The sequence below is a fragment of the Amycolatopsis sp. NPDC034160 genome, assembly GCF_055575355.1.
In genome coordinates this window covers 31,598-49,372 of sequence record NZ_JBVISU010000006.1, presented here as the reverse complement: position 1 = coordinate 49,372, position 17,775 = coordinate 31,598, and the positions used below count along the sequence as shown (strand labels likewise).

23 protein-coding genes are annotated in these 17,775 nt (G+C 69.0%); 9 read left to right on the top strand and 14 right to left on the bottom strand.

The annotated features are described in order from the left end of the window. Window positions 1-18 precede the first annotated feature (18 nt). A complete protein-coding gene (locus ACZ54P_RS15295) occupies window positions 19-663 on the top strand; it encodes a TetR/AcrR family transcriptional regulator (protein ID WP_465462154.1) in 645 nt (214 codons plus the stop codon). A 51-nt stretch (window positions 664-714) separates the two neighbouring features. Here the strand turns inward: ACZ54P_RS15295 and ACZ54P_RS15290 are convergent, their stop codons facing one another. The 6 genes from ACZ54P_RS15290 to ACZ54P_RS15265 all read right to left on the bottom strand — a co-directional run bounded on the left by ACZ54P_RS15290 (window position 715) and on the right by ACZ54P_RS15265 (window position 4,103). Further along, a complete protein-coding gene (locus ACZ54P_RS15290; RefSeq protein WP_005150031.1) occupies window positions 715-1,188 on the bottom strand; it encodes a bifunctional nuclease family protein in 474 nt (157 codons plus the stop codon). A 218-nt stretch (window positions 1,189-1,406) separates the two neighbouring features. Continuing rightward, a complete protein-coding gene (gene ftsR, locus ACZ54P_RS15285; protein WP_465462153.1) occupies window positions 1,407-2,168 on the bottom strand; it encodes a transcriptional regulator FtsR in 762 nt (253 codons plus the stop codon). Further along, window positions 2,165-2,632: a glycogen accumulation regulator GarA gene (garA, locus tag ACZ54P_RS15280; protein WP_037305121.1), complete on the bottom strand. Its 468-nt coding sequence runs from the start codon at window positions 2,630-2,632 to the stop codon at window positions 2,165-2,167. The genes ftsR and garA overlap by 4 nt, the downstream gene beginning before the upstream one ends. 125 nt (window positions 2,633-2,757) lie before the next feature. Further along, complete coding sequence (gcvH, locus tag ACZ54P_RS15275; protein ID WP_061989543.1) at window positions 2,758-3,141, bottom strand: glycine cleavage system protein GcvH; 384 nt, start codon at window positions 3,139-3,141, stop codon at window positions 2,758-2,760. Between the two features lie 88 nt (window positions 3,142-3,229). Next, the gene (locus ACZ54P_RS15270) at window positions 3,230-3,757 is read right to left on the bottom strand and encodes a CDP-alcohol phosphatidyltransferase family protein (RefSeq protein ID WP_465462345.1); all 528 of its coding nucleotides are present in this window, start codon (window positions 3,755-3,757) and stop codon (window positions 3,230-3,232) included. Between the two features lie 112 nt (window positions 3,758-3,869). Next, complete coding sequence (locus tag ACZ54P_RS15265) at window positions 3,870-4,103, bottom strand: hypothetical protein (protein ID WP_465462152.1); 234 nt, start codon at window positions 4,101-4,103, stop codon at window positions 3,870-3,872. A gap of 310 nt (window positions 4,104-4,413) precedes the next feature. On the opposite strand from ACZ54P_RS15265, the gene ACZ54P_RS15260 reads away from it, so the two are divergent. Then, on the top strand, window positions 4,414-4,923 hold the full coding sequence (locus ACZ54P_RS15260; RefSeq protein WP_465462151.1) for a hypothetical protein: 510 nt from the start codon (window positions 4,414-4,416) through the stop codon (window positions 4,921-4,923). A gap of 23 nt (window positions 4,924-4,946) precedes the next feature. Further along, window positions 4,947-5,330, top strand: a complete 384-nt coding sequence (locus tag ACZ54P_RS15255; protein ID WP_465462150.1) for a hypothetical protein — start codon at window positions 4,947-4,949, stop codon at window positions 5,328-5,330. Window positions 5,331-5,411: 81 nt separating this feature from the next. Here the strand turns inward: ACZ54P_RS15255 and ACZ54P_RS15250 are convergent, their stop codons facing one another. Together ACZ54P_RS15250 and ACZ54P_RS15245 are read right to left on the bottom strand one after the other, a co-directional pair. Further along, window positions 5,412-5,852 (bottom strand): hypothetical protein, encoded by a 441-nt coding sequence (locus tag ACZ54P_RS15250; protein ID WP_465462149.1) that lies wholly within the window; start codon window positions 5,850-5,852, stop codon window positions 5,412-5,414. Between the two features lie 16 nt (window positions 5,853-5,868). Beyond that, entirely contained in the window at window positions 5,869-6,765 is an 897-nt protein-coding gene (locus ACZ54P_RS15245; protein ID WP_465462148.1) for a hypothetical protein, read from the bottom strand. Between the two features lie 171 nt (window positions 6,766-6,936). On the opposite strand from ACZ54P_RS15245, the gene ACZ54P_RS15240 reads away from it, so the two are divergent. The 4 genes from ACZ54P_RS15240 to ACZ54P_RS15225 are packed head-to-tail and all read left to right on the top strand — an operon-like array spanning window position 6,937 to window position 10,719. After that, the gene (locus ACZ54P_RS15240) at window positions 6,937-7,923 is read left to right on the top strand and encodes an adenylate cyclase (RefSeq protein ID WP_465462147.1); all 987 of its coding nucleotides are present in this window, start codon (window positions 6,937-6,939) and stop codon (window positions 7,921-7,923) included. A 2-nt stretch (window positions 7,924-7,925) separates the two neighbouring features. Next, window positions 7,926-8,900, top strand: a complete 975-nt coding sequence (locus ACZ54P_RS15235) for a hypothetical protein (RefSeq protein ID WP_465462146.1) — start codon at window positions 7,926-7,928, stop codon at window positions 8,898-8,900. Beyond that, window positions 8,897-10,090 carry an adenylosuccinate synthetase gene (locus ACZ54P_RS15230; RefSeq protein ID WP_465462145.1) on the top strand — a complete coding sequence of 398 codons (1,194 nt, stop codon included), beginning with the start codon at window positions 8,897-8,899 and terminating at the stop codon, window positions 10,088-10,090. The genes ACZ54P_RS15235 and ACZ54P_RS15230 overlap by 4 nt, the downstream gene beginning before the upstream one ends. Continuing rightward, window positions 10,087-10,719 carry an NUDIX hydrolase gene (locus tag ACZ54P_RS15225; protein ID WP_465462144.1) on the top strand — a complete coding sequence of 211 codons (633 nt, stop codon included), beginning with the start codon at window positions 10,087-10,089 and terminating at the stop codon, window positions 10,717-10,719. Before ACZ54P_RS15230 ends, ACZ54P_RS15225 begins: the two co-directional genes overlap by 4 nt. A 5-nt stretch (window positions 10,720-10,724) precedes the next feature. Here ACZ54P_RS15225 and ACZ54P_RS15220 read toward each other — a convergent pair whose 3' ends face one another. From ACZ54P_RS15220 to ACZ54P_RS15210, 3 genes are all read right to left on the bottom strand, one after another. Continuing rightward, window positions 10,725-11,483, bottom strand: coding sequence for a D-Ala-D-Ala carboxypeptidase family metallohydrolase (locus ACZ54P_RS15220; protein ID WP_465462143.1), 759 nt, complete (start codon window positions 11,481-11,483; stop codon window positions 10,725-10,727). Between the two features lie 167 nt (window positions 11,484-11,650). Further along, on the bottom strand, window positions 11,651-13,354 hold the full coding sequence (locus ACZ54P_RS15215; RefSeq protein ID WP_465462142.1) for an AMP-binding protein: 1,704 nt from the start codon (window positions 13,352-13,354) through the stop codon (window positions 11,651-11,653). Between the two features lie 39 nt (window positions 13,355-13,393). Continuing rightward, a complete protein-coding gene (locus ACZ54P_RS15210; protein ID WP_465462141.1) occupies window positions 13,394-14,236 on the bottom strand; it encodes a crotonase/enoyl-CoA hydratase family protein in 843 nt (280 codons plus the stop codon). A 129-nt stretch (window positions 14,237-14,365) separates the two neighbouring features. Between ACZ54P_RS15210 and ACZ54P_RS15205 the strand changes: the two genes are divergently transcribed. Together ACZ54P_RS15205 and ACZ54P_RS15200 are read left to right on the top strand one after the other, a co-directional pair. Beyond that, the gene (locus ACZ54P_RS15205; RefSeq protein WP_465462344.1) at window positions 14,366-15,253 is read left to right on the top strand and encodes an alpha/beta fold hydrolase; all 888 of its coding nucleotides are present in this window, start codon (window positions 14,366-14,368) and stop codon (window positions 15,251-15,253) included. Next, window positions 15,243-15,803, top strand: coding sequence for a GNAT family N-acetyltransferase (locus ACZ54P_RS15200; RefSeq protein ID WP_465462140.1), 561 nt, complete (start codon window positions 15,243-15,245; stop codon window positions 15,801-15,803). Before ACZ54P_RS15205 ends, ACZ54P_RS15200 begins: the two co-directional genes overlap by 11 nt. On the opposite strand, the gene cobA is transcribed toward ACZ54P_RS15200, so the two are convergent. The 3 genes from cobA to rpsR form a co-directional block, all read right to left on the bottom strand. After that, window positions 15,791-17,008 (bottom strand): uroporphyrinogen-III C-methyltransferase, encoded by a 1,218-nt coding sequence (gene cobA, locus ACZ54P_RS15195; RefSeq protein ID WP_465462139.1) that lies wholly within the window; start codon window positions 17,006-17,008, stop codon window positions 15,791-15,793. The genes ACZ54P_RS15200 and cobA overlap by 13 nt on opposite strands. A gap of 54 nt (window positions 17,009-17,062) precedes the next feature. Then, the gene (locus tag ACZ54P_RS15190) at window positions 17,063-17,470 is read right to left on the bottom strand and encodes an ankyrin repeat domain-containing protein (RefSeq protein WP_465462138.1); all 408 of its coding nucleotides are present in this window, start codon (window positions 17,468-17,470) and stop codon (window positions 17,063-17,065) included. A 65-nt stretch (window positions 17,471-17,535) separates the two neighbouring features. Beyond that, window positions 17,536-17,775: a 30S ribosomal protein S18 gene (rpsR, locus tag ACZ54P_RS15185; RefSeq protein ID WP_465462137.1), complete on the bottom strand. Its 240-nt coding sequence runs from the start codon at window positions 17,773-17,775 to the stop codon at window positions 17,536-17,538.

Genomic DNA, 17,775 nt, shown 5'->3' with positions numbered 1-17,775 from the left:
TCGTGTTAATTTTTACTCATGCAAGTAACATCGTCCACGCAAAGTGCCCTCCAAGAGGTGCAGGCAGAACTCGGGCTGTCGGTCACGGAGGCCGCGCGACGAGCTCAGATCATCAGCGCCACGATCGCGACGATCGCCGAGCTCGGGTACCACAAGACGTCGTTCGCGAAGATCAAGGAGCGGGCCGGGCTGTCCAGCACCCGGATCATCTCCTACCACTTCACCAACAAGGCCGGCCTGATGCAGGCCGTGGTCACCACCGCGACCGGGATGAAGGACAAGTTCCTCGAAGAGCGGACCCAGGGCACGACCGACCGGGCCGGGTTGCTGCGCGGCTACATCGAGTCGGAGATCACGTTCCTCGGCTCGTACCCGGAACTAGTGCGGGTCATGGTCGAGATGGCTTCGAGCGGATCCGACGCGGAGGGCTGGTTCATGTCGGCGCCGATCGTCGAAGAGTTCCGCACCGGCCGGCTCGAACGCCAGCTAAGGCAGGGTCAGCGGGAAGGCGCTTTCGGCGACTTCGCGCCGGACGTGATGGCGCTGTCGATCGCGCAGGCCATCGACGGCGTCGCCGCGAAGTTCGCGGCGGACCGGAACCTGGACCTGGAGCGGTACGGACGGGAACTGGCGGACCTGTTCACGCGGGCGACCGCGGCCTGAGTCGTGAGTGGTAATGACGGTTAGAACCGTCATTACCACTCACGAAACGCATTACGTATCCGCGCCGCGGAAGTCCTCCGGCGACACCGAGTCGAGGAACTCGCGGAACTTCTCGACCTCGTCCTCCTGCTCGTCGGGGATGATGAGGCCCGCTTCCTCCAGCACCGCGTCCACGGCGTGGATCGGGACCCCCACCCGCAGCGCCAGCGCCACCGAATCGCTCGGTCGCGCCGAAACCCGGATATCCCCGTCGAAGACCAGTTCCGCGAAGAACGTGCCTTCCTTCAGGTCGGTGATGACGACCTGCTCCAGCTCTCGGCCCAACGCTCCGATGACCTCCTTGAGCAGGTCATGGGTGAGCGGACGGGCCGGGCGGACTCCCTGCTGCTCCAAGGCGATGGCGGTGGCCTCGACCGAGCCGATCCAGATCGGCAGGTAGCGCTCGCCTTCGGTTTCCCGCAGCAACAAGATCGGCTGATTCGCGGGTAACTCCACCCGCACGCCGACGACGCGCATCTCGCTCATCGGGCTTCGCCTCCCTCTCGTGCGCACGGGCTGCAACGCTTGTCTCGACGATCAAGCGACGGCAATCCCGACGCTACCCGTCTTCCGAGCGCTGTGCTCGCTGTCCAGACATTCTCGGTTCGCTCGCGGCAAACCCGACTCTCACGGTACGGCATAGGGTGCCGAACATTCAGTCATTGACAAGTGACCTCACAACGGTTTCGGTCCCCCGGAACCGTTCAGCCGCCCGTGACGGCCCGTATTCCGGCCTTCACCAAGAGCGTATGCAACGCCACGGTCAGCGCGGCGAGCTCGCGGACGACCTCGTCGCCCCTCGCTTGCGCGTCCTCGTCACGGTGCCGATACACCGGGGTCACGATCTGCTCCAGCAGGCCGACCTCGCGATCGGCCGCGGCCCGGAAGGCACGCAGATGTCTCGGCTCGATACCGAATTCGGTCATCGCCTTCACGGTCTTCGCCACAAGGACCGCGTCGGGGTCGAAGAACCCCGCCGCTCCCGGGCGAACGAGACCGTATTGCCGCAGCTCAGCCAGGGTGGCGGCGTCGATGCCGGCCTGACGGAGCAGATCTTCCTCGGTCAGCCTCAGCTCGCGATCGGTCTCGAAATCCCCGGGGGACGGCAGTCCACCGTTCTCCCCCGGGGCTTCGAGCGAAACGAGTTTCCGCGGCGGTTTGGGCCCCACCGCCGACGGCGCGGCACCCTGATCCGCCGCGTCCAGCTGTTCCTTGATGACCTTCAGCGGAAGGTAGTGATCCCGCTGGGCGGACAGGACGAACCGCAAGCGCTCCACGTCCGCCGGAGCGAACTGCCGGTACCCGGACGGGGTCCGGCCCGGCTGGACCAGACCCTCGGCCTCGAGGAACCGGATCTTGGAGATGGTGACATCGGGGAAGTCGCCGCGCAGCTGTGCCAGCACGGCCCCGATGCTCAACCCATCGCGCTGCGACGCATCCCGATCAGGCCGCCCGGCCGCCGTCACTGTGCCCCCTGGCCCCCGTGACCCGGGCCGGTCAGGAAGACCAGGCGGAACTTGCCGATCTGTACCTCGTCGCCACCGGCGAGGACGGCCTGGTCGACCGGCTCGCGGTTGACGTAGGTGCCGTTGAGGCTGCCGACGTCGATGACGACGAACTCGCCACCCTCGCGGCGGAACTCGGCGTGCCGCCGGGAGACCGTGACGTCGTCGAGGAAGATGTCGCTGTCCGGATGCCGTCCCGCACTGGTGGTGTCGCGGTCCAGCAGGAAGCGCGAACCCGCGTTCGGGCCCCGCTTGACGACCAGCAGGGCGGAACCCGCGGGCAGCGCGTCCACACCCTGGACAGGGGCCTCGGCAGCCGGAGGAGCCTCAGTGCCTTCGACGTCGGCCAGGAAGTCGGCCCGGAAGACAGAAGTCCGCTCCGGAGACTGCTCCGGGGGAACGCCGGGCCCGTCGTTCGTGCTCACCTGAGCTCTCCTAACGCATGTGTGTTGCCACTACTCAAGAACGTGTAGAGGACAAACGTACCGTGCCTGATCGAATCTCCGGTCCGCGGCTCCCCCTACCCGGAGCGGACGGCCGCGGCCTGCGGCTATTCCTTGATCAGTGCCTGGTACGCCTCGGCCTCGAGCAGGGAATCCACCGTGCTCGCGTCGTCGAGGCGAAGCTCGATCAGCCAGCCCTCGCCGTAGGGGTCGCTGTTGATCAGTTCGGGCGACTCGGTCACCGCGTCGTTGACCGCGACCACCTCGCCATCGAGCGGGGCGAACAGCTCCGAAACGCTCTTCGTCGATTCGACCTCGCCGAACGCGTCACCCGCGCCGACCTGCTTGCCGACCTCTGGCAGCTCGACGAACACCACGTCACCGAGCTGGTCCTGCGCGTACTCCGTGATGCCCACGCGCACGAGCCCTCCGTCGCGCACGGAGACCCACTCGTGCTCTTCGGTGTAGCGCAGTTCTTCTGGAGTGGACAACGCCGCTCCCCTTTCTGGTGCCCTCACTCGAAACCGACGCGCGAAGTTTCGCATCCCGCCCGGCCACGCGCCCGGCGCCTCCCGCAAGCTAGGCCGGCCGCAGCGCCCGCACCGTCTGTACGACGTACAACACGCCTGAATAGACGTACAGCACCGCGCCCCAGGCCGTGAAGGCGTAGCCGATCGGGCGGGCGATCGCGGCGATGTCGGATCCGCCCTGGGTGAGCAGCAGGAACGGGAAGGCGTACATCAGCACGAAGGTGGCGCCCTTGCCGATGTAGGTGACCTCCGGCGGGGCGAACCCGCGGTGGCGCAGGAGCAGCACGCACACGCCCAGTACGGCCTCACGGACGACGAGCGGGACCACCAGCCACCACGGGACGATGTCGCGGATCAGGAAGGCGACGAGCGTCGCGAGGATGTAGAGCCGGTCGGCGGCGGGGTCGAGCAGCTGGCCGAGCCGCGACATCTGGTTGAGCCAGCGGGCGAGCTTGCCGTCGAGCCAGTCGGTGAGCGCGCTGAACACGAGCAGCGCGAGCGCCCAGCCGTCCTCCTTCGGGCCGAGGAGCAGCCACAGGAAGACCGGCACCCCGGCGAGCCGGAGGAGGGAAAGCATGTTGGGAACGTTCAGGGCCTGCCGCAGCAAAGAAGGTTCTTCGCTGGTCACGCTCGGTTCTGGGGGCGTACTCACCAGCGCAGCCTATCCAGCGACGGCAGGTCCTCCGGCGTCAGCTGGCCCGGGTGTGGCTCCAGCCGCGGCGTCGCAGGTCGGCGCTGGTCAGCGCCACGGGCCTGCCCCGGTGGTCGGTACCCATCCAGCGGGTGTGCCCGGTGGAACTCTCGAGGACGTACGGGCGGCCGCCGCACCAGACGACGGTGCACGGCGCCGTGGGGGGCGACTCCGCGCTCGCCGGTGCGGTGGCCTCGAATGACACGGGATCGTTCTGTTCGTCGGTCTTCATCGCTCTCACGGTTTCGGGTGACGGGGACTGGGACACGCCGGAGCGCTTACTTGTCTTTTCGGCAGAACAGGGGCGGGCGTTAACGGTCCCGTCCCGGATTCGTCCGATCGATTCGCGACGACAGCGGTGTGTTGTCGCGCCGTGAACGGCATGTTAATTGTCCATAGTGGACAGTTAACATGCGGTCCTCGCGTACCGCCGCGCCGACGGCGCGATAACCTGCCGCGCATCGAACGTGGCTCAATGCCAAGACATCGGGTCCGGCCGAGTGAGAATGGGCCGGCCACGACCGGCCGACGAAAGGATCGCCTTGCCCGTCTCGACGACCACGGGAACGTGGCGGCGCCTGATCGCGGCCTGTGTCGCCGCCGGAACACTCGCCGCCTGTTCGGGCGAAGGCCCGCCACCGCCTGTCACCTCCGCGCCGGCTCCTCCCGCCACGGCGCTTTCGAGCACGTCCAGCGCTTCGCTGCCGCCGATCCCGTCGCAGACCGCGCCGACTCCGTCCGCTGCCCCGAATCCCGCCCCTCAGCCGAAACCCGCTGAACCGGTACAGGGTTCGTGCGGCACGGTCACCGCGGCGAACGGGCTGACCCTGCAGGTCCTCAACGGGCCGGGGGTTTCGTGCGCGAACGCGACCGGGATCGTGGGTTCGTTCCACAAGAGGATCGCCGGACGCCAGTCCGCGGGCTCGGACGAGCCGGTCAGCGAGACCGTCGACGGCTGGCTGTGCGTTTCCGGCGCCCCGGCCGCGCAAGGCGGCACCAGTTGCAGCAAAGGCGAGCAGAACGTGTTCGCCGCCGTCGTCCCCGTCGAATGAACCGTCCCCGAGAAGAAGGGCCCATGAAGAGCCTCTCCGTACTCCCCGCAGCGGTCGCCGTCGTCCTGCTGAGCGGCTGCGGGGCCGATCCGGCCCCGCCGTCCGCGCCGGCGTCGCCCTCCCCCGCTCCCGCCGCCGAGCAGGCGCTCGCCGGAACGCCGTGCGGTGAGATCACCGGATTCCAGGGCGCGAAGAACAAGGTCGTCGCCCGTGGGAAAACCGATTGTGCCGAAGCGACACAGGTGCTCACGGACTACTTCGGCAAGTTGACGCCCGCCGAAGCCAACTCGCCGCAGGGGCCCGGACCGGTGGTGATCGGCGCGTGGACCTGCGGGAGCGGGCCGAACGATCCGGTGACGAACTGCTCCACCGAGGACGAGCGGCAGATCGAAGCGACCCGATCCTGAGCCTCGGACGGCCCGCCTGTCCACAAGGGACGATCCGCGTGAAGGCCTCCTTCCCTACCTTGAGAGTAGGGAAGGAGGCCTTCACGGACTCGTCGCCTTTGACCGGCCGTCCCGCCGTCGGTTCTCGCGCCGGTAGGCCACGCCGACCACCACGACGATGGTCAGCATGAAGAGCCCGACCGCGCCGCCCGCCGAAACGCTCCAGATCAGCGGCGATCTCGACTGGTAAGCGAACCCGTCCCCGACGAAGATCGTGTCACCTTCGGCGGTCTTGCCGCCCAGCACCCGGCCACCGCCGATGCGGCCATCGGCGAACCGCCATTTCCCCTTGCAGTAGGGAGTCTGACCGTTCACCGCGGATCCCTCCGAGGTGCACCCCGAGATTTCGATGACCGCGACGTCTTGGCCGGTGCTCAAGGCGCGCACGTCGTCGCCGACGAACCACCAGACGGCGCCGAACAGGACGAAGAACGGGAGACTGCCCAGCAACACTCGCGGCAGAATCCAGGCTTTCCTCGGCACAGCCTTCCTTTCTCCGCTACAGCGTCAGCCACTGTTCGTGGTCGCGCTCCCCGACGAGAAGGTAGCCAGGCCGGTAGCCGGGCGGGACCACGAAACAGATCAACCCCTTGGTGCCGTCGAAAGCGCCCGGAGCGCCCGCGCAGCCTTCGACGCGCCGCGGCTCGCCGTGCGCGTCGGCGGACAGCTTCAGCGGGGTGTCGCCCAGCCCGGTCGCCTCGATCCGAAGCGTGAGGACCCGGAAATCGCTCAGCCAGGCCGGAGCCCCTTCCGGAGGATCCGGCAGGATTCCGGTCACGCGCAGAGACAGGTCCCCGGCCGCGAGGGTCCCCCCTCGCGCGACCGGCGGTGGATCCCCGACGTCATGCCCGTACCTCCACATCTCCAGGTCTGGTCGTCCCGTCGGGTCATACCCCGTCTTGCCGAAGCCGATCGGCGTCAGCACGACGAACGCGGCCAAGGCGACACCGGCCAGGAACGACGGGATCGCCCGGAACCTCCCCAGCGGTGACGACAGCGGCCGGCGTACCTGCCACCCGACCACGACGCCGAACACCAGGAGCAGGCCGCCCAGTGACATCGCGACGGTCTTCTCCCAGGCGTGCTGGACATCCACCTCGGCGGTCACGCCGCGCACGGACAGCACCCGGCCCGTCAGCGAGGAAAGCCGGGCGACCACGGGCTCCCCGCGGCGGAATTCCCCGCCTACCGGCAGTTCGATCACGCGACGGCCTTCGGTGATCGCCCGGACCTCGTAGGTGGTGCGCGGACCGTGCTCGGCTTCGGTGATCGTGGAGTCCGACTCGCTGACCACCGCGCGCACGGCGTGGGTTCCACCCAGCTCCTCCGCGGCCCACCGGCCGACGAAGGCCGCGAGGAACCCCAGCACGACTCCGAGGACGACCAAGCCCGCCACGGCCCAGTTTCGCTCGCTGTTCCGGGACTGTTCCTGGAATACCACCGATCACCCCCGCACGGTCGCTCCAGGGTAAGCACGTCCGGAGCGGGCCGACACAGGATTTATGCCGACAAGATCTTCTTCCTCGTCCCCTTGTCACACGGAGTAAGAGTCGTCTAGACTCAAACTATGTTCACCAGGGACGAAGCCGTAACGGAGATCGAGAACGCGGCCGAAGCGGCGGCTCTGTTCGACACCGACCCGCGGCTCGCTCACCGCCACTACCGCGCGCTGGCGGCCGCGCTGCACCCCGACCGGAATCCCGGCGACTCATGCGCCCACAAGGCGGCCGCGACCCTCAATCGCCTTTACGACGACTGGAAACGCGGCCGCGGCCAGACGGTCACCACGGCGACGTCGGCCTACGCCCTCACTCGCCCGCACGCGGTGGGCAGTGTCGCGACGACGTACCGCACCACCGGCCCTCATCTGGTCAAACTCGTCCGCAACCCGGCGCTGAATCCGCTGATCCACGCCGAGTGGGCGGCGTTGCGCACACTCGACGCCTTCACCGAACGTCACCGGTGGCTGCGCCCCTACTACCCGCGGCTGCTCGACACCTCGGGCCCGGTGGCACGGGGCGAGCGGGCGTTCAGCGTCCTCGAGCCACTCATCGACGGGTTCATCACCCTCGCCGACGTCGGGAAGGCCTTCCCGGACGGCCTCGACGGCCGCGACTACGCCTGGATGCACCGGCGGCTGCTGCGCGCGGTGGCGGGAGCGCACCGCGCGGGCGTCGTCCATGGCCATCTGACCGCGGACAACGTGCTGGTCCATCCCGAACGGCACGGCATCGTCCTGATCGGCTGGTCCTTCGCCGTCGAAGACGGTGCGCTCCCGCTGGCGGCGGACAACTCGGTCGACTGTCCACCCGAAGTCCACAAAGGACTGCCGATGACCGCGGCCACCGACGTGCACATGCTCCACAAGCTGATGCTTTCCCTGCTGGCGCCCGGAGAAACCCGCCAACGCGAGTTCGCCACATGGTGCACCCAAGAAACGCCGGGGCAACGGCCCGACGCCGTCGATCTGCTCGACGAATACGACGACCTGATCGGCGAGCTGTACGGCCCCCGCACCTTCCGCCCCTTCATCATCCCCGAGACAGGAGCCTGACCATGGGACACGGACACTGGGACGACAACGCCTACGCCGCCGCGAAAACCTTCCGCGCGGCCAAGGGCGAGGACGATTTCGGCTACACCGCCGATCTCCGCTCCAAGCCCGCGAAAGAGTGGAAGGTCGCGCCCGCGCTCGATCCGCTGAACGCCGTCCGGGAATGCCGGGATTCGGCCGACCACGCCGATTCGACGCCGATCGCGGTGCTGTTCGACGTCACCGGCTCGATGCGCCGGGTACCGCGGGTCATGCAGGGCAAGCTCGGCAAACTGCACGGCTTGCTGAAGCGCCGCGGTTATCTGGCCGATCCGCAGGTCCTGTTCGGCGCGATCGGCGACGCGGACAGCGATCGGGTGCCGTTGCAGGTCGGGCAGTTCGAATCGGACAACCGGATGGACGAGCAGCTGCGCACGATCTTCCTCGAAGGCGGCGGCGGCGGGCAGAAGAGCGAGTCCTACGAACTGGCCGCTTATTTCATGGCACGGCACGTAATCACCGACGCGTGGCAGAAGCGCGGCCGAAAGGGCTACTTGTTCCTCATCGGTGACGAGCTGAACAAGCCCGCGCTCCAGGCGCGCCACCTCCGCCGGGTGATCGGTGACGACGTGCGGGAGGACATCGATCCCGCGTCGGTGTACCGGGAGCTCGCCCGCAAGTGGCACGTCTACTTCGTGCTGCCGAACCAGTCTTCGTACTACAACGACCCGGAGATCGGCGAGCACTGGAGCGGTCTGCTCGGCCAGAACTTCCTCAAACTCGACGACCCCGGCGCGGTGTGCGAGCTGATCGCGGCCACGATCGGGGTAGAGGAACAGGTCGTCGACGTCGACCGGGCGCTCGCCGACCTCGCGGACGTCGGCTCGGCCGCCGAAAGCGCGGCTGTCGGCAAGGCACTGGCGAAGCTCGGAAGCCGGACGATCGTCACCTCGGCGGTGCCCGAGCCTGGCGGTCCGGACCACGTGGTGCTGCGATGAGCCTCCTGGACGGGCACGTGGTGGTGGTCGGGCTGGGTTTCGGCGACGAAGGCAAGGGGGCCGTGGTCGACGCGCTCTGCGCCGACCGGCCCACCACCGCCGTCGTCCGGTTCAACGGCGGCGCGCAAGCCGCGCACAACGTCGTCGAGAACGGACGGCATCACACGTTCAGCCAGTTCGGGGCGGGCACGTTCGCGGGCGTGCCCACCCATTTGTCGCGCTTCGTCCTGGTCGAACCGTTCGCGCTGGCCGCCGAAGCCCGGCAGCTCGAAACCGTCGGTGTCGGGGATCCGCTCTCGTTGCTGAGCGTCGACGGAAGAGCGCTGCTGACCACCCCGTTCCACATTCACGCCAACCGGGCGCGGGAGGACGCCCGCGGCGCGAAACGGCATGGCTCGTGCGGAAAAGGCATCGGCGAGACCGTTTGGTACTCGTTGCTGTCCGGGGCGGCTCGGGGTGATCGGGTGGAGAACCAGGAGGTGATCGGGACACCGGGTGAAGCGCCCACGGTCGCCGACTGCGCCCACCCGGCGGTGCTGCGGCGCAAGCTCGACGCGCTCGCCCGGTTCTACGCGCCGTTGGCCACCCCGCCGCATGGGGTGGGCGAATTGGTGGCCCTGTACCGCGATTTCGCGGACGCCGTACGGATCACCGGCGGGGACGAAACGGGACGGCTCGCCGACAGCGGCCGCGTGGTCTTCGAGGGAGCGCAGGGGGTTCTCCTCGATCAGCACCACGGATTCCCTCCGCATACGACGTGGTCCACCACCACCCCGCACAACGCCCGCGCGCTGCTGGGCGGGCGTCCGCACACTGTGCTGGGCGTGACGCGGACGTATCTCACCCGGCACGGCGCGGGACCGCTTCCCACCGAATCCGCTTCCGTCCTCGCCCGCTTTCCCGAGGCGCACAACGGCACCGGGGAGTACCAGGGTGCGTGGCGGGCGGGGCATCTCGACGCGGCATTGCTGGACTACGCGATCGCGGCCTGCGAAGGCGTGGACGCGTTCGCGGTGACCCACCTCGACGCGACCGGGCTGTGTGTCGTGGACGGCCCCGGCTCCCCCGTCGTCGACCTGCCGGATCCACTGGCCTGGTTCGGCGCGCGGCTGCCGGTGGCCGTCACCGGGTACGGCCCGGACAGGGCCGGTTACCGGGTCACGGAGGCAAGGTCGACAATCTACGCGTGATCGAGTCGACTCCGGTGTCCGTCGACGTGCTGGTGGTGCGGTTCGACCCCGGCGCGCGGACCGTCCTGCTGGGAATCGCGCCGCGCGCCGCCGAGCCGTTCGAAGGGGAACTCGCCCTGCCCGGGGTGCTCCTCGGGCTCGGGGAGCGGCTGAGGGCCGCCGCGGGCCGGGCGGCGGTCACCAAACTCGGGCTGCCGCCGGACGCGCTCTCGGCGACGGGCCAGCTCGTCACCTTCGACGAGCCGAATCGAGACCCGCGCGGCCCGACCCTCTCCATCGCACTGTGGGCCACCACGGATCCCGCGCTCGACGTGCCCGGGAACGTGGTGTGGACCCCGCTGGACGCGGTACCGCCGCTGGCGTTCGACCACGACCGGATCGTGGCGGACTGCCGTCCGCTGCTGGCCGACCGGCTGTGGCGGGACGTCGCTTTCACCGCCGGGCTGCTGGGCCCGACCTTCACCACGGCGCAAGCCCTCGACGTGACCGAAGCGCTGACCGGGGACCGCCCCTATCCGGCCAATCTGGGCCGGATCATGGAGCGGGTACCCGGGTTGCGCCGGACCACCGAGCACGCGGCCGCCCTCCCGAAAGGAGGACGGCCGCCTTCGCTCTGGCGTTGGGAGTGACGGGATCAGATCCCGCAGGAGGACGCCGACCAGAACCGGCTGGACCGGTGCGCCACATGCGTGTGATCGTTGTGCCCGGGGTAGCCCGGGCCGAGGATCTCACTGAACCCGTGGTTGCGGGCCTGCTTCGCCAGCCCGCAGAAGCCCTGTGATCCCGCGCCGAGGTCGACCGCGTCCCCGTAGAGGTGGCGGCTGTTCGTCGCCCCGCCGACCGCGTTGTTGCAGGCGACGCTGCGGAAACCGCCGTTGACGTCGATCGGCCGGTCACCCATAGCGTGCCGCATCGCCTGCAGCTTCCACATCGACACCAGCGCGTTGGCCTTCGCCGTCGCGGCCGGGACGTTGCCGCCCGACCAGTCCGAGTTGCACCGGTTCATTTCGGCGTAAGTGAAGTTGATGGGCGTGCAGTCGTTGTCCTGCAACTCGTAGATCTTCGCGAAGGTGGCCTGCCCGGCGATGCCGTCCGCGCCCAGCCCGTACGCCTGCTGGAACCGGGTGACCGCGGCCTTGGTACCCGCGCCGAACTCGCCGTCGATGGCCAGCACGCCGCCGTAGCCGGGGTAGCCGGCCACACGGATCTGCAACTGCCGGACGTCGGCACCGGACGCCCCCTCGGACAGGGTGCGGCCCCAGGTGTAACAGGCGTCGGCGGCGGCCACGTCGCCCGACGGCACCGGGCCTGGATCGGCGGCGGCCGGAGCGGCCATCGCGGTACCGAGCCCGGCCACGAGGGCGAGCATCGGCAGGAGAAGACGAATGCGCATGACAGGAACACCTTTCAAGGCAGGGAAGGTGAGTCCCGTGACCCCCACGGGATGTCAACGATTCACTACCCGGGAGGCTAACGCGTCTTCAGCTGTCGTGTTGTGGTTCGTTCGACCCACACGGCCGCGCGGCACGCGAGCAGAGGACTGATCGCGTGCCGCGGCGCTCAAGCCTTCAGTTGCGGGAAGTCCTCTTCGCGGAACTCCCCCGCCGGCCGTTCACCGGCGTCGGTCTCGCGGCCCCGCAGTTCGACCCGCCGGATCTTGCCGGAGATCGTCTTCGGCAGCTCCGCGAACTCCAGCCGCCGGATCCGCTTGTATGGCGCGAGATGCTCCCGGCAGAAGGCCAGGATGGACACCGCGGTCTCGGCGGTCGGCTCGTGCCCGTCAGTGAGGACGACGTACGCCTTCGGCACCGCGAGCCGGATCGGGTCGGGCGCGGGGACCACGGCCGCCTCGGCGACGGCTTCGTGTTCCAGCAGGACGCTCTCCAGTTCGAACGGCGAGATCCGGTAGTCCGACGCCTTGAAGACGTCGTCGGTCCGGCCCACATACGTGATGTAGCCACGTTCGTCGATCGAGCCGACGTCGCCGGTGTGGTAGAAGCCGTTCGCGAAGGCCGCGGCGGAACGCTCGTCATCGTCCGCGTATCCGGTCATCAGCCCGACGGGGCGCTTGTCCAGGTCGAGACAGATCTCGCCCTCTTGCGCGCGTTCGCCGGTGACCGGGTCGACGAGCGCGACGGTGAAGCCGGGCAGCGGGCGGCCCATCGACCCCGGCACGACCTCTTGTCCGGGGGTGTTGGCGATCTGGACGCTGCTCTCGGTCTGCCCGAAACCGTCGCGAATCGTGACGCCCCAAGCCTTTTCAACCTGATCGATCACCTCGGGATTGAGCGGTTCCCCGGCGCCGACGACCTTGCTCGGCGGGGTCTTCAGGACGGACAGGTCCGCCTGGATCAGCATCCGCCACACCGTGGGCGGGGCACAGAAACTGGTGATACCACAGCGTTCCATCTGCGCCATCAGGGAAACCGCGTCGAACCGCGCGTAGTTGTACAGGAACACCGTCGCCTCGGCGTTCCACGGCGCGAAGACGTTGCTCCACGCGTGTTTCGCCCAGCCCGGCGAGGAGATGTTGAGGTGGACGTCGCCCGGTTCGAGCCCGATCCAGTACATGGTGGACAGATGACCGATCGGATACGAGACCTGCGTGTGCTGCACCAGTTTCGGCTTCGCGGTCGTGCCCGAGGTGAAGTACAGCAGCAGCGGGTCGTCCGCCGCGGTCGGCCCGTCCGGGGTGAACCCGTCCGACTGTTCGTAGGCGTCCACAAAGGACTGCCAGCCCTCGACGCGCTCACCCACGGCGATCCGCGTGTAGTCCCCGGCGACGTTCTCGAACTTGTGCGCGTCGGCGGAGCGGATCACCACGTGTTTCGCCGCGCCCCGCTCGACCCGGTCGGTGAGGTCCGCCGGGCCGAGCAGGGTCGAGGCCGGGATGACGACCGCGCCCAGTTTGATCGCGGCGAGGATGGTCTGCCACAGTTCGCCCTGGTTGCCGAGCATCAGGATCAGCCTGTCTCCCCGGCGGACGCCGAGTGAGCGCAGCCAGTTCGCGACCTGGTTCGACCGGCGGGCCATCTCCGGGTAGGTCCAGCGGTTCTCGGCGCCGTCCTCTTCGACGATCCACAGCGCGTACCGGTCCTGATTGGCCGGATCGGCCGCGACGACGTCGAACCAGTCCAGCGCCCAGTTGAACTCGGGGGGCCGGGGCCAGGTGAAGTCGCGATAAGCGGTTTCGTAGTCCTCGCGATGGGTCTGCAGGTAGTCCCGCGCCTCGCGGAACGTGCGATATGCCTCCGAAGCGCTCACGTTCGTCCTCCTGGTCCGCCGGGTGGCCGCGGGTTCTTTCTACTCTCCCTTGAACTCGGGCGCGCGCCGCTCGAGGAAGGCCTGCACGGCCTCGCCGAGGTCCTTGCTGGGCAGGAACGCCGCGTTCCAGGCCGAGACGTAGCGCAGGCCGTCGGCGACCTGGCGTTCGGTGTTGGCCGAAAGGACGTTCTTGGTGCCCTGTACGACCAGCGGCGGGTTGGCGGCGATCTCCTGCGCCATTTTCCGAGCCTCGGCCAGCAGCGTCTCCTGGTCCGTGTAGACGTCGTTGACCAGGCCGATCTTCTCCGCGCGGGCGGCGTCGACGTCCTTACCGGTCAGGGCCAGTTCGCGCAGGTGCCCCTCCCCGATGATCGGCGCGAGCCGCTGCAGGCTGCCGAGGTCGGCCACGATCGCGACCTTGACCTCGCGCACGCTGAACTTCGCGTCCGCGCTCGCCAGCCGGACGTCGGCGGCCGCGATCACGTCGACACCGCCGCCGATGCACCAGCCGGAAACGGCCGCGATGACCGGTTTGCGGCATTCGGCGATCGAGGAAACACTCGCCTGGAGGGTCTTGACCTCGTCGAGGAACTTCGACCGCGGTCCGGCGAGCGCGTCGCCGCCGAGCATTTCGCCCCAGCTGGGCATCATCGCGGGCAGGTCGAGCCCGTAGGAGAAGTGCTTGCCGCTGCCGGTCAGCACGACCGCCCTGACCTGCGGATCCGCGTCGAGCGCGCGGAAGACGATCGGCAGTTCGCGCCAGAAGTCGGGCCCCATCGCGTTGCCCTTGGACGGGCCGAGCAAGGTTACTTCGGCGACGTGCCCGTCGATCTCCACCTTGAGCGAAACGAGATCGGGAAGACTGTCAGCTGTAGCGGTCATAGGGTCATCTTGACTCATGAGATTGACCGGCTGCCAACGGCCACTGTGCCCAAGGGGGCCCGAGATGCTTTCCTGGTACCACCGAGTACTACCGGCGAGTACACGATGATCGACGAAGGACGGTGGGATATGAGCCCGGCCAGCAGTGCCACCGCGGTCGCCGACCTGCCCGCATTGATCCCCGGACGGGAGAGGGAACGCTCTTCCCGGCCCATCGAGCTGTCGGGATCCTTCACCCATGAAGGCCACCGGCTCGCCTACACCGAGTTCGGCTCCGGCGACCGGGTGGTCGTGCTCACCCACGGCATCATGCTGACCAGGCGGATGCACGCCCCGCTCGCCCGCAAGCTGGCGCGCGCCGGGTTCCGGACGGTGACCCTGGACCTGCTCGGTCACGGCGACTCGGACCGGCCCACCGAATCGTGGCTGTACTCGATGCCCGCGTTCGCGGAGCAGACCGTCGCGCTGCTCGACCATCTGGAGATCGACTCCGCGGTCGTCGGCGGGACGTCGCTGGGCGCCAACGTCGCGCTCGAAGTGGGGGTCGCCGCGCCCGAACGCGCGCTCGGCCTGGTCGTCGAAATGCCGGTGCTGGACAACGCGATCGTCGCCGGGCTGATCACCTTCACGCCCCTGCTCATGGCGGCCCGGTTCCTGCCGGTCACCGTGCAGGGTGTGGCGCTGGCGGCGAAACTCGTCCCGCACGGCAACCAGTGGGTCGACGTGGTCACCGACACGCTGTCCCAGCAGCCCGCGCCGATGGCCGCGCTCCTGCACGGCGTGCTCTTCGGCCGGATCGCGCCGCCCAAGTCGATCCGGCGGAAGATCGAGACCCCAGCGCTGGTGATCGGGCACGAACGCGACCCGATCCACCCCTTCGGCGACGCCGACACGCTGGCCGCGGACATGCCGGCCGCCGAATTCGTCCAGGCGAGGAGCCCGGTCGAACTGCGTTTGGACCCGACCCGCCTGACCGAGGCCATCGCCGACTTCTCCGCCCGCTGCCATGACCGTTGAGCCGGCGCCGACCCGGGACACGGGCGCGGAGGAAATGCGGACGGAACGGTTACTCCTTCGCCGTCCCGCCCGCGAGGACCTCGACGCGGTCTTCGCCCTCCACACCGATCCGGAGGCCTGCGCGCACAATCCCTCGGACCTGGTGAAAACGCGCAAGGAGGCGGAGCTGTTGCTGCTCCGCTGGTCGCATCAGTGGGACCGGTACGGCTTCGGGTACTGGACGATCCGGCGCCAGGATTCACCGGAAACCCTGGGCTTCTGCGGGGTCAAGATCGTCGGGTTCCAGCGCAACCCGGTCTTGAACCTCTTCTATCGACTCTTCCCGTCGGCCTGGGGCGCCGGGTACGCCAGTGAGGCCGCCACGGCGGCGGTGGACTGGGCGCGCACCCACCGGCCGGACGACCTCGTGATCGCCCGCGTCCGGCCGGAGAACGTCGCTTCGCAGCGAGTGGCTCTCCGGGCCGGCCTGCTCCGGGCGCACGACTTCGACGTCCCGGGTGACGACGGGGCCGACTGGTTCTACATGTCGGCCTGGGATCAGGAAGGCTGAGCCAGCCCCGCCACCGGGCCGAAGACGATCACCGCGGGCGGCCGCACGCCGGCCGCGGCGGCGTCTTCGACCACACTGTCCAAAGTGGAGCGAAGAACCCGCTGCGTGCGCATCGTGCCGTCCTCGACGATCGCGACCGGCGTGTCGCCGGGCCGCCCCTCCAGGAGCGCCTTCGCGAACAGCGGAAGACGTTCGACGCCCATCATCAGCACGATCGTGCCGCGCATCTTCGCCAGCAGATCCCAGTCGACCAGCGACTTCTCGTCGTCCGGCGCGACGTGCCCGGACACCACCACGACCTCGTGGGCGACCCCGCGGTGGGTCACCGGGACGTCCGCGGCGGCGGGCACGGAGAACGCGCTCGTGATGCCGGGGACCATCGTCACCGGGATGCCCGCTTCGGCGCAGGCGAGCACCTCTTCGAAGCCGCGGCCGAACAGGTACGGGTCGCCGCCCTTGAGCCGCACGACGAACTTGCCCGCCTTGGCCCGGTCGATCAGCGTGGAGTTGATCACGTCCTGACTGGCGGCGCGGCCGTACGGAATCTTCGCGGCGTCGACGATCTCGACGTGGGGCGAGAGTTCGTCGAGCAGTTCGCGCGGGGCGAGCCGGTCGGCGACGACGACGTCGGCCCTGGCGAGAAGACGACGGCCGCGGACGGTGATCAGTTCCGGATCGCCGGGGCCGCCGCCGACCAGCGCGACGCCGGGGAGGTCACCGTTGGCCTCCGGCACGCGGCCGTCCGCGACGGTGCCGTCCCGGAGTCCGTCGAGGATGCTGTCCCGCACGGTGGCCGACCGCAGCGGCTCACCGCCGGAGAGCACGCCGACCAGCAGTCCGCCGTGCCTGCCCGAGGCGGGGGTGACCGCGCTGCCGAGGTCTCCGTCGTCGGCGCGAACACAGAACACGCGGGCGCGTTCGGCCTCGGCGCAGACGGCGGCGTTGACCTCGGGGTCGTTCGTACACGCCAGCGCGTACCAGGCGTCGGCGAGGTCGCCTTCGGTGTAGCGGCGCTCGTGCCAGACGATCTCGCCCGCGTCGGCCATGGCGCTCACCGACGGCGTCGTATGCGGCGAAACCAGTTCGACCCGCGCGCCGGCGCCGATCAACCGCGGCAGGCGGCGCTGGGCGACCGTCCCGCCACCGATCATCACGACACGACGGCCGGCCAGGTCGAGGCCGGAGAGGTAATGCGGGTCATCCATGCGGGGCAGTGTAAGGATTCAGTGGCCTGGACCGCGATCCGAGTGAGCACCGCCTCAGCCCTGGAGCAGCGCGAGCAGCTCGGTGTTCCCGAACATCTTGGCCGCGTCGATCGCGGACGGCTCCCCCGCCGCCGGGTCCGCACCGCCCGCGAGGAGCGCCTTCACCACGTCGGGCTCGTTCTTGAAGACCGCGCCGGCGAGCGGGCTCTGGCCGCGGTCGTTCTCCCGGTTCGGATCGGCGCCGCGCTCCAGCAACGCCGCGACGGTCTCGGCGTGACCGTGGTAGGCGGCGAGCATGACCAGCGTGTCACCCCGGTCGTTGGTCAGATTCGCCGAGACGCCCGCGTCGACGTACGCGGCGAGATCCGCCGTCGCCCCCGATCGGGCGAAGCCGAACACCTTCGCCCACAGCGCCAGCAGTTCGGGATCGAATTCCTCGGGCTGCCCGGGGTTCTCCGTCATGGCGCCGATTCTCCCACAGGAGCCGCGGTCCGGGCGGTGCGTGCACACCGCCCGGACACCAGGCCTCAGCGGCCCGCGTTGGGATAGGGAAGCAACGCCATCTCACGGGCGTTCTTGATCGCCGTCGCGACCTGTTTCTGCTGCTGCGGCGTCAGTCCGGTGACCCGGCGGGCGCGGATCTTGCCCCGGTCGGAGATGAACTTCCGCAGCAGGTCGACGTCCTTCCAGTCGACCTGGGTGATCTTGTTGGCGTGCAGCAGGTTCGTCTTGCGCTTGAGGGGGCGGTCCCGCGTCGGTCGTGCCAT

Bases quoted from the DNA above. Each gene is read 5' to 3' on its own strand.
- ACZ54P_RS15295 (WP_465462154.1), top strand. From the start codon at position 19: ATGCAAGTAACATCGTCCACGCAAAGTGCCCTCCAAGAGGTGCAGGCA.
- ACZ54P_RS15290 (WP_005150031.1), bottom strand. From the start codon at position 1,188: ATGAGCGAGATGCGCGTCGTCGGCGTGCGGGTGGAGTTACCCGCGAAT.
- ACZ54P_RS15270 (WP_465462345.1), bottom strand. From the start codon at position 3,757: ATGCTTTCCCTCCTCCGGCTCGCCGGGGTGCCGGTCTTCCTGTGGCTG.
- ACZ54P_RS15265 (WP_465462152.1), bottom strand. From the start codon at position 4,103: ATGAAGACCGACGAACAGAACGATCCCGTGTCATTCGAGGCCACCGCA.
- ACZ54P_RS15255 (WP_465462150.1), top strand. From the start codon at position 4,947: ATGAAGAGCCTCTCCGTACTCCCCGCAGCGGTCGCCGTCGTCCTGCTG.
- ACZ54P_RS15240 (WP_465462147.1), top strand. From the start codon at position 6,937: ATGTTCACCAGGGACGAAGCCGTAACGGAGATCGAGAACGCGGCCGAA.
- ACZ54P_RS15235 (WP_465462146.1), top strand. From the start codon at position 7,926: ATGGGACACGGACACTGGGACGACAACGCCTACGCCGCCGCGAAAACC.
- ACZ54P_RS15230 (WP_465462145.1), top strand. From the start codon at position 8,897: ATGAGCCTCCTGGACGGGCACGTGGTGGTGGTCGGGCTGGGTTTCGGC.
- ACZ54P_RS15220 (WP_465462143.1), bottom strand. From the start codon at position 11,483: ATGCGCATTCGTCTTCTCCTGCCGATGCTCGCCCTCGTGGCCGGGCTC.
- ACZ54P_RS15210 (WP_465462141.1), bottom strand. From the start codon at position 14,236: ATGACCGCTACAGCTGACAGTCTTCCCGATCTCGTTTCGCTCAAGGTG.
- ACZ54P_RS15205 (WP_465462344.1), top strand. From the start codon at position 14,366: ATGAGCCCGGCCAGCAGTGCCACCGCGGTCGCCGACCTGCCCGCATTG.
- ACZ54P_RS15200 (WP_465462140.1), top strand. From the start codon at position 15,243: ATGACCGTTGAGCCGGCGCCGACCCGGGACACGGGCGCGGAGGAAATG.
- cobA (WP_465462139.1), bottom strand. From the start codon at position 17,008: ATGGATGACCCGCATTACCTCTCCGGCCTCGACCTGGCCGGCCGTCGT.
- ACZ54P_RS15190 (WP_465462138.1), bottom strand. From the start codon at position 17,470: ATGACGGAGAACCCCGGGCAGCCCGAGGAATTCGATCCCGAACTGCTG.
- rpsR (WP_465462137.1), bottom strand. From the start codon at position 17,775: ATGGCACGACCGACGCGGGACCGCCCCCTCAAGCGCAAGACGAACCTG.